Here is a 15865-nt window from a genome sequence, read left to right as displayed (position 1 = left end):
GGTGGTGCCGGCCGGGTCAGAAGCGTGCATGGTCTTTCCTTGCCTGGGGGAGGTGCGCGGGCGCCGGGAGCATCGCGTTCCGCACCGCCGCGAGTTGTGCCGTGTACGTGTCGAGGCCCTCCGCCGGGCCGCCCGGGAGTCCGGTCAGCCGGGGCAGCAGATCGCCGAACGCGTTGACCTCGCCCACCGTGAACCGGCGCCAGCCGATCGCCGGGAGCAGGTCCACGCCGACGCACAGCGTGTCCGGGAAGCAGGCGGCGGCCTGCTCGCAGATGTCCAGCGCCTGCCGCCAGCGGTCGCCGGCCGCGTCCACGACCGAGGTCAGATCGCCCCGTGCCCCGCCGAGATGGAGGTTCGTCATCGGGAATCGGCTGGTGCGGACGACCGCGTGCGTGGCCCGGCCCGCCACGACCAGCACCCGCAGATCGGCGGACCGCCCCTGCGCGGATGCCTTTGGCAGCCACCGCTCGATGTGCAGCCCGTCGGCCGCGAGGGCGTCGACGATGCCGGCGATCTCCCGCTCGTCCGCGTAGCGCCGCACCCGCAGGGAGTTGTGCAGCCGCGGCGGGGTGTGCGGCCCGCCGTCCGCGGACACCTCCACCGAGGTGGTGGCCCGCAGCCGTCCGCTCGCCGACGACTCGACGGCCAGCACACCGGACGCGGAGGAGCCGTGGGCCGGTTTCACGAAGACGCGCGGCATGCCGTGCTCCCGCATCACCGCCCGCACGTCGTCCCAGCCGCCCACCGCGAGCGTGCGGCCCGAGGTCGGCGACGGCGGCACCGGGACCCCGGCCGCGTCGAGCCGGGCGTGGCACAGCCGCTTGTCGAACAGCACCGCCAGATCCGCCGGACCGTCCAGCCGCAGCCCGCCCCGCAGTGAGCCCACGGCGGCCAGGAAACGGGCGTACCAGGTGGCTGAGCCCTCCACCCGTGTCGGGTCCCCGACATCGCGCAACAGCCGGTCCACCTCGGCGTTCTCACCCGGCGACTCCAGCCGGACGATCTCGTCGTCGGCGAACTCGTGGCCGCCGTCGCGCAGCACGTCCCGCCACTCGACGACGCGGGGTCTCCCGGCGCCGGCCGTCTCGGCCGCCGCGACGAACAGCCCGACCCGCCGGTTCTCCCCGTTCCCGACGACCACCCACCTGTACGGGCCGGGTCCCACCCCCGCCGCACCGCTCCAACCGGACACTTGGCCCCCCTTCGTCCGCGGATCCCTACGCGCTCACTCGCCCACCGCGACGAACCGCCACACCGTGCCGTCCTCCTCCTCGTCCGACTCGGCGTCGTCGGCGTCGACGTCGACCTGGACCCCCTCGGCCTCCAGGGAGTCCCGCAGGCGGTCGCGTATCTCCGCGCTGAGGTAGTTGTGGTGCAGGTCCAGCGTCTTGAGGTGGGTGAGCGGCTGACCGGTCAGGAGCGCGGTCGCGCCGTCGTCGGTGAGGACGCCCATCGACAGGTCCAGCACGTCGAGGCGGGCCACCACCGGGGCGGCGGCCAGGGCCGCGCAGATGTCGTCCTGCATCTCGCTGTTGCGCAGCCCCAGATACTTGAGGGCGGGGAGCCGGGTGCCCGCGAGGATCGGCGCCAGGTCGGCCACCTCGCTGTCGCCGCCGTACTCGGAGGTGCCGAGCCACAGGTCCAGCTCGACGAGGGCCGGCAGGTCGCTGCCCGCGACACCCCGGACGGCCTCGGCGGGCATGCCGCCGGTCTCCACCGTCAGCGAGCGCAGCCGCTCGTGCCGCAACGGCGGGAAGACGAGTCCCTGGCCGCCGCGCACCCCGAACTCCTCCAGTTCCGGGAAGGCTTCCAGAAGCGGGCCCACGTTCCCCTGGTTGATCCAGGAGATCTCGCACTCCTCCATCACGATGTCCCCGAGGAACAGCGCGCGCAGCGAGGGCAGCCGGTCCTTCGCCGCCACCAGGGCCTGGACGATCTTCTCGGGGCCGTTGTCGTAGACCTCGTTCCAGGCGCCCACCACCAGCGCCCGCACCTTCTCGGTGTCGACCGAGGCCAGGAACCGGCCGAACGCCTCCTCCCAGCCCTCCTCGGTGTCGTACGAGTCCACGGTGATGTTCCAGGCCACCGACTCGGGCGCGGGTAGACCGGCGGCGCCCGGCCGGTCCTTCACCGACTTGGGGAAGCGGTGGACCGGCAGGTCGTGGAACTCCTCAAGATGGCTCCCGATGGTCATGTGCGCCCCGCCCCTTCGTTCCATGTCCATGGGCGGAGGCCGGGTCCCCGCCCGGTCCGCCCGTCGCGCACCCGGGGCACACAGCGCCGCCGGGTAGGGGAGTTCTACCAAGTCCCACTGACACCGCGTGCGGCGGACCCCTGTCCTGTGGACGAACACCCGCGCTCGCCCCGGCGAACGGCCGTGCGGGGGCCGATTGTCAGTGGCCGCCCCTACGGTCGTCTCGTGGCACGGGAAGTGCCCGACGGGAGGGAGACCCATGTACCGGCAAGGAGACGTCCTCATCGTGCCGTTGGCGGAGAGCGCGGTGCCCGGAAGTGCGCTCGATGCCACGTCGGAGCCGCGCGACGGGCGCGGCCGGCTCGTCCTCGCCCTCGGCGAGGTCACCGGTCACGCGCACGCCGTGGTCGGTCCCGGCCGTCTGATCCGCGAGGCGAGCGTCTTCGGGCCGATGCTGCTGCATGTGCCGGAGGGCGCCCGCGTCGTCCACGAGGAGCACGCGGCGATCTCCCTGCCCAAGGGCTGGTACCGCGTGATCCGCCAACGCGAGTACGTACCGGGGTCGGTGCGGATCGTCGCCGACTGAATCCGTGGGAAGAGAGGGCGGCCGTGATGTGCGGCGGCCGTGTGTACAGGCATCGACATCCAGGAGGAACGGCGTGACGGAACAGGCGAGTTGGCGGGCGGTCGCGGCGGCCACCGGGGCGGGCGACCGGACGCGCACCGAGGCGGGCGTGCGTCTGGCGTACCGGCGGGCGGGGCTGGCGGAGCCCGAGCGGATCGTGTGGGCCCGCTCGCCCCTGGCGGCGCTGCGCCTGCTCTCGGGAGCGGCCGCGGAGGACGGCGAGGCGCTCCCGGCGACCGGGGCGAGCGTCCGTGACGCCGTCCGCGACCGACCGGTCGCCGCCGCCCGCGCCCGGCTGCACACCCGGCTGGGCCCCACCGGCTGGGGCGACCACTGGCGGGCGTCCGGCGCCGACCTCTGGGAGACCACCCGGCCCCTCGTCGACCGCGTCCGCACCGGAATCGTCGAGGCCCTGGCCTCCGCCGACCGCAAGCAGGAAACGGGTGTCCGGCTGCTGCTCCTGGACGCGGTCCTGGGCCAGCACGACGCGGCCTGGCTGGCCGCCTTCGACGCCGCTCCCGAGCTGGACGGACTCGCCGAGGTGGCCCGCACGGCCGGATGGTGGTGGCCGTACGAGCATGTCGCCGTCGTCGCCGAACGGCCTGTGGAACTGCACCGGGACGAGGCGGGCCGCCTGGACCGCGGGGACGGGCCCGCGCTCGCCTTCTCCGACGGGTTCGCCCTGCACGCCTGGCGCGGACTGCCCGTGCCGGCTGAATTCCTCGACCGGTTGGGCGGGTTGACCCCGCAGGAGATCCGGGCGGAGGAGAACGCCGAGCTGCGCCGCGTGATGCTGGAGTACTACGGCTACGACCGCTACCTGGAGGAGTCCGGGGCGAAGCCGGTGCACCGCGACGAGACGGGCGTGCTCTGGCGGATAGCCCTGCCGGGCGACGAGGACGTGGTGATGGTGGAGGTCGTCAACTCCACACCGGAGCCGGACGGCACCAGCCGCACCTACTGGCTGCGGGTGCCGCCCACCACGACCACGGCCCGGGAGGGCGTGGCCTGGACGTTCGGCCTGCGACCCGAGGTGTACGAGCCGCTGCGGCAGACCTGAGCCCCGACTGGGGCCCGGACCTCACTCGAACCGTGAGGTGTCGCCCGCGCCCTTGCGGATGATCTCGGCCTCGCCGCTGGAGAAGTCGATGACGGTCGTCGGTTCCGTGCCGCAGTCGCCGGAGTCCACCACCGCGTCGACCAGGTAGTCCAGGCGCTCCTTGATCTCCCAGCCCTGCGTCAGCGGCTCCTCCTCGTCGGGCAGCAGCAGCGTGCTGGAGACGAGCGGCTCGCCGAGCTCCGCGAGCAGAGCCTGGGCAACCCGGTGGTCGGGGATGCGCACCCCGACGGTCTTCTTCTTGGGGTGCAGAAGCTTGCGGGGCACCTCCCTCGTGGCGGGGAGGATGAAGGTGTAACTGCCGGGCGTCGACGCCTTCACGGCACGGAACACGTCGTTGTCGACGTGCACGAACTGGCCCAGCTGCGCGAAGTTCTCGCACACCAGGGTGAAGTGGTGACGGTCGTCGAGCTGCCGGATCGTACGGATCCGCTCGATGCCGTCACGACTGCCCAGTTGGCACCCCAGCGCGAAGCAGGAGTCCGTCGGATACGCGATCAGCCCACCCTGACGAATGCTGTCGGCCACCTGCCCGATGGCACGCGGCTGAGGATTGTCGGGGTGGACGTCGTAGTACTTGGCCATTGTCCGAGCTTATGCCTCAGGGGCCCGCGCACCCGTCGATGGGGCCGCAGGCCCCTGAAAGGGGCGCGGGGAACTGCGCGACCAGCCACGAACGACCCGCAGCTCGATCACGGCCCGCAGTTCCCCCAGCCCGTCGGCGGAGCACTACGCGCCACTCGCGCGCAGCATGTCCTCCCGCTCGACGATCTTCACTCGCTCACGGCCCTGCGGCTCACCGAGCGCCTTCTCCGCCGCGTCGAGCTTGTACCAGCCCTCCCACGTGGTGAAGCGCACGTTCCGCTCCGCGAGGAACGCGTCGACGGCCTCCGGCGCGGGCGCCGACGGCTCGTGCAGCCGGCCGTTCGCGAAGTCGTCCAGGAGGTTGGCGACGGTCTCGTTGGCGTCGCCCTTGGTGTGCCCGATGAGGCCCACCGGACCGCGTCGGATCCAGCCGGTGACGTACGTCGACTGCAGGTGCGCGCCGGTCTCCTCGATGACCCGGCCGCCCTCGTCGGGGACGGTGCCCGAGTCGACGTCCCAGGGCAGCTTGGGCAGCTTGTCCGAGAGGTAGCCGACCGCGCGGTAGACGCCGGTGACGTCCCAGTCCTTGAACTCGCCGGTGCCCTTGACGTTGCCGGTGCCGTCCAGGGCGGTGCGCTCGGTGCGCAGGCCGACGACCTTGCCGTCCTCGCCGAGGATCTCGGTGGGCGACTCGAAGAAGTGCAGGTACAGCTTGTGCGGGCGGTCGCCGGTGTCGCGGATCGCCCAGTTCTCCAGGGTCTTGGCGACCATGTCGGCCTGCTTGTTGCCGCGCCGGGTCGCGATGGAGCCCTCGTCGTAGTCGATGTCCTCGGGGTCGACGATGACCTCGATGGTGGGGGAGTGGTCCAGCTCCCGCAGCTCCATCGGGGAGAACTTCGCCTGCGCCGGGCCGCGGCGGCCGAAGACGTGGATCTCCAGGGCCTTGTTGGCCTTGAGACCCTCGTAGACGTTCGTGGGGATCTCGGTCGGGAGCAGCTCGTCCGCCGTCTTGGCGAGGACCCGGGCCACGTCGAGCGCCACGTTGCCGACACCGAGGACGGCGACCTTCTCGGCCTCCAGGGGCCAGGTGCGCGGGACGTCGGGGTGGCCGTCGTACCAGGAGACGAAGTCGGCCGCGCCGTAGGAGCCGTCGAGGCCGATACCGGGGATGTCCAGCGCCCGGTCGGCCGTCGCGCCCGTGGAGAAGATCACGGCGTCGTAGAACGCGCGCAGATCGTCCAGGTTGATGTCCGACGGGTAGTCGACGTTGCCGAAGAGACGGATCTGCGGCTTGTCGAGCACCTGGTGCAGGGCGGTGATGATGCCCTTGATGCGGGGGTGGTCGGGGGCCACGCCGTAACGGATCAGTCCGAACGGGGCGGGCATCCGCTCGTAGAGGTCGATGGACACACCGGGCTCGGTGGCGACGTCGGACTTCAGCAGCGCGTCGGCGGCGTAGATCCCGGCGGGTCCGGCTCCGACAATGGCTACCCGCAGAGGGCGGGGCATGTTCAGGTTCCCTTCGAGCGGAAGAAAAGCGTCTCGTCGGGAACCCTAAACTAAGGTGACCCTAACCAGGTACGCGGGTCGGGTCTATGACCTCATAAAGCGATCTTATGCCATGCGGGGGAATGGCCGGACGGCGGGGAAGGCCCCGGCAAAGGGCCGGCAAAGGGCCGGTGGAGACCTTCGCGGCCCTTCTGTGGCCCCTCTGTGGCCGCTCCCCGGCCTCTCTGCCTGACATGACGTGTTTGCCGCGGCGGTGAACGGCAACGCGGTTTCCATGACTCGACCGAACAAAGACCCGAACGAGAACTCCGCGTCCGCCGAGACGGCCGCGGCCAAGGCCCGTCGCACCACCGGCAAGGCGACCGCACCCGCCACCGCGTCCGCGAAGGCGGCCGCGATCAAGGTGGACGACGCGACGTCGTCCACCAAGGCCGGGGCGGGACGCGCGGCCGACGCGGCCAAGCGCGCAGCCGACAGCACGAACGGTGCCGTGCACAGCGCCGTGAAGGGGGTCGAGGCGGGGCGCCAGGCGGTGGTGCAGGCCTCCGGCCAGGTGGCCGCCACCGCGAAGACCGCCACGACGGTGATCGCCCACCGCAAGCTCGTCGCCGCCGGCGTGGGCGCGGGCCTCACCGTCCTGACCGCCGCCTCCTACGCGGCGGGCCGCCGCTCCGGCCGCCACGTCCACGGCCCGATCACCCGGCTCACCGGCGGCCGTATCTGACGTGCCCGCGGGGGTCGTCCGGCGTGCCGCGCCGGACAACCCCCGCACGCCGTCCTACCAGCGGCTTTCCACCTGCTCCTTGATCCGGCGGTCGTACAGTTCCCGGATCGCCGTGAGCGTCTCGCCGGACAGCTCAGGCAGTGCGGCGGCCGACGCGTTGGCGCGGGCCTGCTCGGGCGTGCGGGCGCCCGGGATGACCGTCGTGACGCCCGGCAGCTGGATGATCCAGCGCAGCGCCAGCTGGGCCGGGGTGAAGCCCTCGGGAGCGAGCGCGGCGAACTCGACGGCCGCCTCCACGCCCGTGCCGTAGTCCACGCCGGAGAAGGTCTCGCCCTGGTCGAAGGACTCGCCGTGCCGGTTGTAGGTGCGGTGGTCGTTCTCCGCGAAGACCGTGTCCTTGGTGTACTTGCCGGACAGCAGCCCCGAGGCCAGCGGAACGCGCGCGATGATCGCGACCCCCGCCTCCTCGGCCGCCGGGAGGACGTCGAGGAGCGGCTTCATCCGGAACGGGTTGAGGATGATCTGCACGCTCGCCACGCCGGGCCGGGCGATGGCCGTCAGCGCCTCCGCGCAGGTCTCCACGCTGACCCCGTACGCGGCGATGCGTTCCTCCGCGACCAGGGTGTCGAGCGCGTCGAACACCTCGTCGGAGGAGTAGACCGGCGTGGGCGGGCAGTGCAGCTGGACCAGGTCGAGGCGGTCCACGCCGAGGTTGCGGCGGGAGCGGTCGTTCCAGGCCCGGAAGTTGTCGAGGACGTAGTTCTCGGGGATCTGCTCCACACGGCGGCCCATCTTCGTCGCGACGAAGACATGCAGGTCGGGCCTGCTCCGCAGGAACGTGGCGATGGTCTGCTCGCTGCGTCCGTCACCGTAGACGTCGGCCGTGTCGAAGAAGGTCACCCCCGACTCGGCCGCGGCCTCCAGCACCGCGAGGGCTTCCTTGTCGTCGACGTCTCCCCAGTCGGCGCCCAGCTGCCACGTGCCGAGACCGACCACGGACGCGTGCTGACCCGACCTACCGAATGCGCGTTCTTCCATGGCGCCAGTCTGTCACCTGTTTCCCGTGGTCAGTGTGTGGTCAGTGCGGGAGAACGCGCGGCGGACGCTGCCGGGCACGCCTTGAGGTGGTCGGCAGGCGCTCAGGATTTACGCGGGCCGGGCCAACGGTTACCGTACCGGCCAGTAACCGGATCGACCGGACCGGACCGGACCGCATCGCAGGAGGCCCCCATGCCGCAGCTCGAAGTCGACGGCGCCGTGCTGACGTACGACGACGAGGGCCCCCGCGAAGGCGACGGCGTGCCCCTGGTGTTCGTCCACGGCTGGACCGCGGACCGGCACCGCTGGGACCACCAGGTCGCGCACTTCGCCGCGAAGCGGCGCGTGATCCGCCTCGACCTGCGCGGGCACGGCGAGAGCGGCGGCGCCGGGGTGCGCACGATCGAGGAGCTGGCCAGAGACGTGCTCGCCCTCCTCGATCACCTGGAGGTCGAGCGCTTCGTCCTGATCGGCCACTCCATGGGCGGCATGATCTCCCAGACCATCACCCTCGCCCACCCGGAGCGGGTGGAGCGCCTGGTGCTGGTCAACTCCATCGCCCGCATGACCTACAGCCGTGGCCGCGGCCTGCTGATGGCGGTCTCCACCCGCGTCCCGTTCAAGCTGTTCGTCGCCGCCAACATCCAGCGCGCCTTCGCGCCCGGCTACCCCCGCGAGGAGATCCGGGAGTACATCCGCGCCTCCGCCGCCACTCCGCGCGAGGTCGTGCGGACCCTGTACGGCGCCATGCGCGCCTTCGACGTCCTCGACCGCCTCGGCGAGATCAGCACCCCCGTCCTCCTCGTCCACGGCTACCACGACATCCAACTGCCCGTCGCCCAGATGCTCCGCATGGCCAAGGCCTGCCAGGACGCCGAGGTGCGGATCCTGGACGCCGGCCACGAACTGCCCGTGGAGAAGCCGGCGGAGCTGACCGCCACCCTGGACCGCTTCCTCACCGGCTCCCGGGTCTGAGCCCGCCGCCGACCGAGGAGCCGAGGCCACCGAGGGAGCGGAGCCACCCGGCCACCGCGTCGACCACCGCCCGGGTCCGCGACAGCCGGTCGATGTCCGCGGCGAGGGACAGCGCCGCCCCCGTCCACGCGAAGCCGAAGGACCACACCGACAGCCACTCGCACAGGTACAGAGGTGTGACCGTCCAGTCGTCGCCCACCTCGGTGGCCGCCGCCACGGCGGCCAGCGCCATGAAGACGAGGATCAGTACACCGGCCACCAGATAGGGACGCCGCGCGTACGGCCGGTCCTTGAAGCCGCGCGCCCGGTACATGGAGATGCAGAAGGCCGCCATCGCCGTCAACAGGGCGACCGCGAAGACCTGGTGGAACACCGAGACCGTCCGCTGTCCCGTGTCGCCCCCGGACCCCGGCGCGGTGGGAAAGAGGGCGACGCCCAGGGCACAGGCGCCGGCGACGGTGCCCAGGATGTCGTTGAACGGTCGAACCGGTAGACGATCAGGAAGATCCCGAGCGCGCACAGGGCGCCGACGAAGACGTCACGGGTGCTCGTGTAGTACGCCCCGCTCATGGAACCGGGCCAGGAGTCCTCACCGGTCCGCCCGTCGATCCGCGCCGCGATCCAGTTGCCGGCCGGCAGCGCCAGGGGGAGCAGGACACCGATGACCCCGACCCCCAGGCGCAGCCGCATGACCGTCCGCGCGTCCTGGTCCTTCTTCCGGGCCGCCGCCCCGCGCCGCGGGGGCTCGGCGCCGTCCCCGTCCGTCACACTCACGGGCGCCTCCTCACCGAAACGCGCGAGGCGAAGGCGTGCCCGCCACCGGACGATGTCCGGTACACGTCGAACGCAAACTCGAACGCGGGGCCCCGAGTCGGGCTCGTCAGCCGGTCAACTGCCCTTCCGCGGCAGCCAGTAGCTCCGTCACGCGCAGCGCGAACGCGGCGTCGCACGGATGCGGACGACCACTACGGACCGCCGCCAGCAGCGCGTCCCCCGCCCGCACCAGAGCCGGTACGACCTCTTCGTCGGTCGTGGGCAGTACGGCCGTCCCGGCCCGGCCGCGCAGCTCGACCGTGGCACCGGCGGCCGCGGGCGGGGCGGTGAGGCTGAGGGTGAGCGTGCTGGACGCCCCGCCGGTGTGCAGGAGCACCAGATGGACCGTGTCCCGGGGCCCCCGCACGGCGGCGGCCACGTTCACCACGTCCCCGAGGACCGGCAGCAGCACGGACAGGGCGTGCGGGCCCACGTCCCACAGTCCGCCTTTCTCCCGCCGCCACGGCGAGTTGGCGAACGGACTGTCGCTCTCCCCGTCGAACAGCGACCCGAACCACTCCGCGCGACCCGTGAACCAGCCCTCCCGGGCGGCCTGTTCGGTGATCCACGCGTCGATCGCGGTCTGGAACCGGGCGGTGAAGAAGACGACCGAGGCGACCCCGCTCTCCTCGACCGCCGCGACGACGGCCCGCCCCTGCTCGACGTCGATCGACAGCGGCTTGTCGAGCAGCAGATGACAGCCCGCCCGCGCAGCGCGCACCGCGAGCGGTGCCTGCACGGAGGGCGGCAGGGCCACGGCGACCGCGTCCACGTCCGCGAACAGGGCGTCGACGTCCTCGTACACCGGCAGCCCGCCGTGCCGGTCGGCCAGTTCCTTGGCCGCCTCCGGGCGCCTGCCCCACACCCCCGCGAACTCCAGCTCCTGGTGGGCGCTCAGCGCGGGGGCGTAGGCCATCTCGGCCCACGGTCCGGTTCCGAGCAGTCCTATGCGCATGCTCCGGTCTCTCCTTGTGCGTTGGGTGCCGGGTCCTTCCGGACGCGGCTGTCCGACGGCCGTCAGGGCAGCGCCTGTTCGGTCCAGATCGTCTTGCCGGTGGGGGAGTAGCGCGTGCCCCAGCGCTGGGTGAGCTGGGCGATGAGGTACAGGCCCCGGCCGCCCTCGTCGGTCGTGGCGGCGTACCGCAGATGGGGCGAGGTGTGACTGCTGTCGGTGACCTCGCAGATCAGCTGCCGGTCGTGGATGAGCCGGACCCGGATCGGCCCGCCGCCGTACCGGATGGCGTTGGTGACCAGCTCGCTGAGGATCAGCTCGGTGGTGAACTCCAGCTCCTCCAGGCCCCAGACGGCCAGCTGCCGGGTGGCCTCCGAGCGCGCCCGGCGGACCGCGGCGGGGTCGCCCGGCACCTCCCACTCGACGACACGGCCCGAGTCCAGCGCCCGGGTGCGGGCGACGATCAGCGCGATGTCGTCGCTCGCCCGGCTCGGCGGCAGCGCGTCGAGAACGGCCTCACAGGTGCCCTGAGGCGAGCCGTCGGCCCCCGCCAGGGCGGCGCGCAGCAGTTCGAGCCCGTCGTCGATGTCCCGCTCCCGGTCCTCGACGAGACCGTCGGTGTACAGCACGATGCGGCTGCCCTCGGCGAGGTCCAGCTCGGCCGTCTCGAAGGGCAGCCCGCCCAGACCGAGCGGCGGGCCGGCCGGCACGTCGGGGAAGTCGACCGTGCCGTCGGGCCGGGCCACCGCGAGCGGCGGATGACCGGCGCGGGCGACGGTGCAATGCCGTGAGACCGGGTCGTAGATCGCGTACAGGCAGGTGGCCCCGGTGATCGGGGCGTTGCCGTCGAGCACCGCCTCGTCCTGGTCGATCCGGCTGACCATCTCGTCCAGCAGCCCCAGGATCTCGTCGGGCGGCAGGTCCAGCGCGGTGAAGTTGTGGACCGCCGTGCGCAGCCGTCCCATCGTGGCCGCCGCGTGCAGACCATGACCGACCACGTCGCCCACGACGACGGCGACCCGGGTACCGGACAGCGGCAGTACGTCGAACCAGTCGCCGCCCACCCCGGCCTGGGCGGGCAGATAGCGGTAGGCGACCTCCAGGGCGCTCTGCTCGGGCAGGTTGCGCGGCAGGAGGCTGCGCTGCAGGGTCTCGGCCATCGTGTGCTCGCGGGTGTAGCGGCGCGCGTTGTCGATGGAGACCGCCGCGCGCGCCACGAGCTCCTCGGCGAGCGCCAGCTCCTCCTGGTCGAACGGCTCGGGTTTCTCCGAGCGCCAGAAGGTGGCGACGCCCAGCACCAGCTGGCCCACCCGCAACGGCACGGCGATCAGTGAGTGGATGCCGTACTCGACGACCTGCGCGGACCGTTCGAGGTCCTGGGCCTGCCAGCCGGTCGCCCGGCTGAGGTCGGCCACGAGGGTCGAGCTGCCGCCGTCGATGCTGCGGGCCTGCGGCGAGGAGGGGACCAGGTCGATCCGCTCGCCCACCTTGTACAGCGGCGCGTCCTTGCGGATCCCGGTGCACGCCGTACGGCGCAGCGTGGTGGCCGTCTCGGGCTCCTCGCCGCTGAGCGCGGCCGGGGCCAGGTCCACGGTGACGAAGTCCGCGAACCGGGGGACCGCGACCTCCGCCAGTTCTTCGGCGGTACGGGTCACGTCCAGGCCGGTGCCGACGCCCACCCCGGCGTCGTAGAGCAGCTTCAGCCGCTCCCGCGCCGCCTCCGCGCGGCCGGAGAGGGCACGCAGCTCGGTGGAGTCGCGGAGCGTGGCGACGCTGCCGGAGGGCTCGCCCTGGAGATCGGTGGGCCGCTGGTTGACCGCCAGCAGCCGGTCGCCCACCAGGTGCACCTCGTCGTTGGCGAGCCGCCCGGAGGTCAGCAGGTCCGCCACGTGCGCCTCGAGGCCCAGGGAGTGGACGTCCCGGCCCTCAGCGTCCGCGGGGAGGTCCAGCAACCGGTGCGCCTCGTCGTTGGCGAGCAGCAGCCGGCCCCCGCCGCCGACGATGATCACGCCCTCCCGTACGGCGTGCAGCACCGCGTCGTGGTGCTCATACATGCGAGTCATCTCGGACGGGCCGAGCCCGTGGGTCTGCCGCAGCAGGCGCTTGCTGACGAGCGCCGTGCCCGCCGTCGCCAGGGCGAGGGCCGCCGCGGCGGCGGCCAGCACGAGGGGCAGCTGCTGCTCGGCCACCCCGCCCACGTTCTCGGTGGTGATGCCGGCCGACACCAGGCCCACCACCTTGCCGTCGGGATCCTTGACCGGCACCACGGCCTGGACCAGCGGGCCCAGGGTGCCGTTCACCTCCTCGGTGAAGGACTCGCCCTTCAGCGCGGGCTCGACGGTGCCGACGAACTGCTTGCCGATGCGGTCGGTCTTCGGATGGGTGTACCGGATCCCGTCGGTGTTCATCACGACGATGAAGTCCACCTTGGACTGGACCCGGGCGGCCTCGGCGCGTGGCTGGAGCACCGCCGTCGGATCGGGGGCGTTCAGCGCCTCCCGGGTGCCCGGCGCGTTGGCGAACGTCTCCGCCACGGCGAGCGAACGGTTGTGCGCCTCCTTGGAGCTGTCGTGCCGCACCTGGAGGACCAGTGCCACCACGGCCGACACCACCAGTACCAGCACGATCACGACCTGCAGCAGGAACACCTGCCCGGCGACACTGCGCCCGCTCAGCGCCGACCGCAACCCCGAGAGCGGGCCCCGGCCGTGTTCCGGCTCCCGGCTCGCGCCGCCGTCCGATCCATGCGGTACCCGCCGGGCGCGGTCGTCCCGGCCCTGCGCAGGCCGACCCTGGGGACGGCGGGTCGATTGAGAGCGAGATCGACCCAGGAGACGGACCATGTGCCCATGTCTACACTGCCCCGCGCCCGGAGGCGAGAGGGGGTCGTGCGCTGCCCCGGACGAGACCTTCGACAGCTCGGTCGCGAGAGCGCTTGCTACCCCTTTGACCATGTGTGATGCCCTGCCGCCTATGGGATTTCTGTGAATCTGCGAGGCGTTTGAACACATCGACGCCCGGCTCCGTATAAGGCTGGGGTTTTTTATGCCCGGACCCGACCACGACGTTGTAGGAGCTATCCGTGGGACGCACCACCAGGCGCAGACGCCCATCCGGAGCACGGCGCGCGACCTCTGCCGCGATCGCGTTGATCTTGGGCGGAGGTGGTCTCGTGGCCGTCAACGTCTACGCGTCGGCCACCGAGGACGGTGCGCCCGACGACTGGGTCGAGCGGGTCGCCTCCGCCGCCGGCACGATCGACTGCCCGGACGTCGGCAGCGAGCTGACGGAGGTGCCCGAGGGGGCACGGGAAGGCGTCGACAAGGAACTCGCCGCCCTGGACCAGCAGATAGCCGAGGCATACCAGCGGCTGCAGAACTCCGTCCAGGCCCAGCAGCAGGACAGCGGGTTCGCCGACAACGCGATCATGAACCCGCTGAAGGAGAAGCGGGCGGCGACGATCGAGCGGATCGCGATCGCCATCGACCGCGTCGGGGACCGCCCCGACGGACTCGACTCCCTCGCCGCCTGCGAACTGCGCCCCGCCGAGAACCAGGACGCCGGTCAGGACGGCGGTGAGCAGAACGGCGACGGCCAGAACCAGGGCGGCCAGGGAGATCAGAACCAGGGCGGGCAGCAGGGCGGCCAGGGACAGCAGGGCAACGGGGGCCAGGCCGGCAACGGGCCGGTGGCCGCGGACTACGCCGACATCAGGTCCGTCCAGCCGAACGCCGGGAACCGCGGCGGACAGAACGGCTCCACCGGCTCCTTCAGCACCGACTGCGGGGTGAACGCCAACGGCGTGTTCAACTCGGACAACGTGATCGTCGCCCCCGGTGTCTCCAACGGTGCGCACCACTTCCACGACTACATCGGCAACCAGGGCAACAACGCCTTCGCCGGCGACGAGGACCTCGCAGCCGCCGACACCAGCTGTGAGAACCAGGGCGACAGGTCGTCGTACTTCTGGCCCGTGATCCGTCTGCAGAACGGCACCGCCGAGCAGGACGCCAACTCGCCCGGCGGCGGCATCGAGGGCAACGCCGGTGAGATCGTGACGCCCAAGGAGGTCACCATGACCTTCGTCGGCAGCCCGCGGGGCGAGGTCGTGGAGATGCCGCGGCTGCTGCGCATCATCACCGGCGACGCCAAGGCCTTCGTCAACGGCCCGGCCAACGCCAATGCGTCCTGGAGCTGCACCGGCTTCGAGGACCGGCAGCTGAAGGACAAGTACCCGCTCTGCCCCTCCGGCAGCGACGTGGTCCGCACCTTCAAGTTCCAGAGCTGCTGGGACGGGCGCAACATCGACAGCGCCAACCACCGCACCCACGTGGCCTTCGCCGCCGCGGACGGCAGCTGCGCGGCCGGCTTCAAGGCCATCCCGCAGCTGGTCCAGCGCATCGTCTACGACGTCGACGCCCCGAGCCTCCAGGACGGCGGCCGTACGACGCCGCTGTTCGCCGTGGACACCTTCCCCGAGCAGCTCCACAAGGCCGTCACCGACCACGGTGACTTCATCAACGTCTTCGACGAGGACCTGATGCGGGCGATGGTGGACTGCATCAACGACGGCCGCGAGTGCGACGCGGCCGACCTCGGCGGCGGCCAGGGCGACGGCGACGGTGACCAGGGCAACGGTGGCGGCCAGGGTGACGGTGGCGACCAAGGCAACGGTGGCGACCAAGGCAACGGTGGTGACCAGGGCGGCGACGCCGGCCAGGACGACGACCAGGGTCAGGACCCGGGCCAGGGCCAGGACGGCGGTCAGGACCAGGGTGAGGAGCAGGACCAGGGTCAGCAGAAGCCGGGCGACGGGCAGGACGAGGGTGCTGACCAGGGCAAGGACGAGAATGCGGCCGAGCCCTCCGAGACCGCCCAGGCACCCGGCGGCGCGGACGACCAGGCGAACCAGGGCGGCGACAAGGAGCCCCAGGTCCTCGGCTCGGTGAAGGCGACCCAGCGCGGCAACCCCGCGGGCGGCGACCAGCCGGACCAGGGTGACCAGGGCGGCGACGGCGCGGGCGACGCCGGGGACGGTGGCGACGCGGTCGCGGCCCCCGAGCAGACGCCCGCGGCGAACGTGCCGTCGGCCGCCGGGCAGCCCGGCGCGCAGGGGTCCGGGTCGGCGTCGGGCAGCCTCGCCGAGACCGGTTCGCAGCTGTGGCCCGCGATGATCGGCGGTGTGGCGGTGCTGGCCGGTGTCGTCCTGCTGCGCCGGGTCAGGCGCGGAAGCTACTGATCCCTGTACTGCCCCCTGGATGCGATCCCCATGCTTCGCCAACCTTGTTGGTTTGAGCGGGACTTGATCCTGCATCAGCTGACGGGGCGGGGCG

General features: G+C 72.1%; 14 protein-coding genes. 5 read left to right on the top strand and 9 right to left on the bottom strand.

Annotated elements, in window-relative coordinates; genetic code table 11:
* Positions 1 to 16 precede the first annotated feature (16 nt).
* Together P8T65_RS03975 and P8T65_RS03970 are read right to left on the bottom strand one after the other, a co-directional pair.
* Complete coding sequence (locus tag P8T65_RS03975; protein ID WP_316724015.1) at positions 17 to 1192, bottom strand: STM4014 family protein; 1176 nt, start codon at positions 1190 to 1192, stop codon at positions 17 to 19.
* 33 nt (positions 1193 to 1225) lie between these two features.
* On the bottom strand, positions 1226 to 2194 hold the full coding sequence (locus P8T65_RS03970; RefSeq protein ID WP_316724014.1) for an STM4015 family protein: 969 nt from the start codon (positions 2192 to 2194) through the stop codon (positions 1226 to 1228).
* 259 nt (positions 2195 to 2453) lie between these two features.
* On the opposite strand from P8T65_RS03970, the gene P8T65_RS03965 reads away from it, so the two are divergent.
* Positions 2454 to 2780 (top strand): hypothetical protein, encoded by a 327-nt coding sequence (locus P8T65_RS03965; protein ID WP_316724013.1) that lies wholly within the window; start codon positions 2454 to 2456, stop codon positions 2778 to 2780.
* A gap of 73 nt (positions 2781 to 2853) precedes the next feature.
* A complete protein-coding gene (locus P8T65_RS03960; RefSeq protein WP_316724012.1) occupies positions 2854 to 3879 on the top strand; it encodes a DUF6745 domain-containing protein in 1026 nt (341 codons plus the stop codon).
* A gap of 21 nt (positions 3880 to 3900) precedes the next feature.
* On the opposite strand, the gene P8T65_RS03955 is transcribed toward P8T65_RS03960, so the two are convergent.
* Complete coding sequence (locus P8T65_RS03955; RefSeq protein WP_033528678.1) at positions 3901 to 4521, bottom strand: L-threonylcarbamoyladenylate synthase; 621 nt, start codon at positions 4519 to 4521, stop codon at positions 3901 to 3903.
* Between the two features lie 144 nt (positions 4522 to 4665).
* The gene (locus P8T65_RS03950; RefSeq protein WP_316724011.1) at positions 4666 to 6030 is read right to left on the bottom strand and encodes an FAD-dependent oxidoreductase; all 1365 of its coding nucleotides are present in this window, start codon (positions 6028 to 6030) and stop codon (positions 4666 to 4668) included.
* A 238-nt stretch (positions 6031 to 6268) separates the two neighbouring features.
* Between P8T65_RS03950 and P8T65_RS03945 the strand changes: the two genes are divergently transcribed.
* Entirely contained in the window at positions 6269 to 6754 is a 486-nt protein-coding gene (locus tag P8T65_RS03945) for a hypothetical protein (protein WP_316724010.1), read from the top strand.
* Between the two features lie 54 nt (positions 6755 to 6808).
* On the opposite strand, the gene P8T65_RS03940 is transcribed toward P8T65_RS03945, so the two are convergent.
* A complete protein-coding gene (locus tag P8T65_RS03940; RefSeq protein WP_316724009.1) occupies positions 6809 to 7792 on the bottom strand; it encodes an aldo/keto reductase in 984 nt (327 codons plus the stop codon).
* Positions 7793 to 7984: 192 nt separating this feature from the next.
* Between P8T65_RS03940 and P8T65_RS03935 the strand changes: the two genes are divergently transcribed.
* Positions 7985 to 8767, top strand: a complete 783-nt coding sequence (locus P8T65_RS03935) for an alpha/beta fold hydrolase (protein WP_316724008.1) — start codon at positions 7985 to 7987, stop codon at positions 8765 to 8767.
* On the opposite strand, the gene P8T65_RS03930 is transcribed toward P8T65_RS03935, so the two are convergent.
* The 4 genes from P8T65_RS03930 to P8T65_RS03915 form a co-directional block, all read right to left on the bottom strand.
* On the bottom strand, positions 8748 to 9140 hold the full coding sequence (locus tag P8T65_RS03930) for a hypothetical protein (protein ID WP_316724007.1): 393 nt from the start codon (positions 9138 to 9140) through the stop codon (positions 8748 to 8750). The genes P8T65_RS03935 and P8T65_RS03930 overlap by 20 nt on opposite strands.
* Entirely contained in the window at positions 9107 to 9541 is a 435-nt protein-coding gene (locus P8T65_RS03925) for a hypothetical protein (protein WP_316724006.1), read from the bottom strand. Before P8T65_RS03925 ends, P8T65_RS03930 begins: the two co-directional genes overlap by 34 nt.
* Before the next feature lie 106 nt (positions 9542 to 9647).
* Complete coding sequence (locus P8T65_RS03920) at positions 9648 to 10535, bottom strand: Gfo/Idh/MocA family oxidoreductase (protein ID WP_316724005.1); 888 nt, start codon at positions 10533 to 10535, stop codon at positions 9648 to 9650.
* A 62-nt stretch (positions 10536 to 10597) separates the two neighbouring features.
* Entirely contained in the window at positions 10598 to 13375 is a 2778-nt protein-coding gene (locus tag P8T65_RS03915) for a SpoIIE family protein phosphatase (protein WP_316724004.1), read from the bottom strand.
* A gap of 329 nt (positions 13376 to 13704) precedes the next feature.
* Between P8T65_RS03915 and P8T65_RS03910 the strand changes: the two genes are divergently transcribed.
* Positions 13705 to 15771 (top strand): DUF1996 domain-containing protein, encoded by a 2067-nt coding sequence (locus tag P8T65_RS03910; protein WP_316724003.1) that lies wholly within the window; start codon positions 13705 to 13707, stop codon positions 15769 to 15771.
* Positions 15772 to 15865 lie beyond the last annotated feature (94 nt).

Origin of the sequence: Streptomyces sp. 11x1, assembly GCF_032598905.1 — a bacterium.
GTDB lineage: Bacteria > Actinomycetota > Actinomycetes > Streptomycetales > Streptomycetaceae > Streptomyces.
This window is presented reverse-complemented; position numbering and strand designations above follow the sequence as displayed.

Bases quoted from the DNA above. Each gene is read 5' to 3' on its own strand.
- P8T65_RS03970 (WP_316724014.1), bottom strand. From the start codon at position 2,194: ATGACCATCGGGAGCCATCTTGAGGAGTTCCACGACCTGCCGGTCCAC.
- P8T65_RS03965 (WP_316724013.1), top strand. From the start codon at position 2,454: ATGTACCGGCAAGGAGACGTCCTCATCGTGCCGTTGGCGGAGAGCGCG.
- P8T65_RS03955 (WP_033528678.1), bottom strand. From the start codon at position 4,521: ATGGCCAAGTACTACGACGTCCACCCCGACAATCCTCAGCCGCGTGCC.
- P8T65_RS03950 (WP_316724011.1), bottom strand. From the start codon at position 6,030: ATGCCCCGCCCTCTGCGGGTAGCCATTGTCGGAGCCGGACCCGCCGGG.
- P8T65_RS03940 (WP_316724009.1), bottom strand. From the start codon at position 7,792: ATGGAAGAACGCGCATTCGGTAGGTCGGGTCAGCACGCGTCCGTGGTC.
- P8T65_RS03935 (WP_316724008.1), top strand. From the start codon at position 7,985: ATGCCGCAGCTCGAAGTCGACGGCGCCGTGCTGACGTACGACGACGAG.
- P8T65_RS03920 (WP_316724005.1), bottom strand. From the start codon at position 10,535: ATGCGCATAGGACTGCTCGGAACCGGACCGTGGGCCGAGATGGCCTAC.
- P8T65_RS03915 (WP_316724004.1), bottom strand. From the start codon at position 13,375: ATGGTCCGTCTCCTGGGTCGATCTCGCTCTCAATCGACCCGCCGTCCC.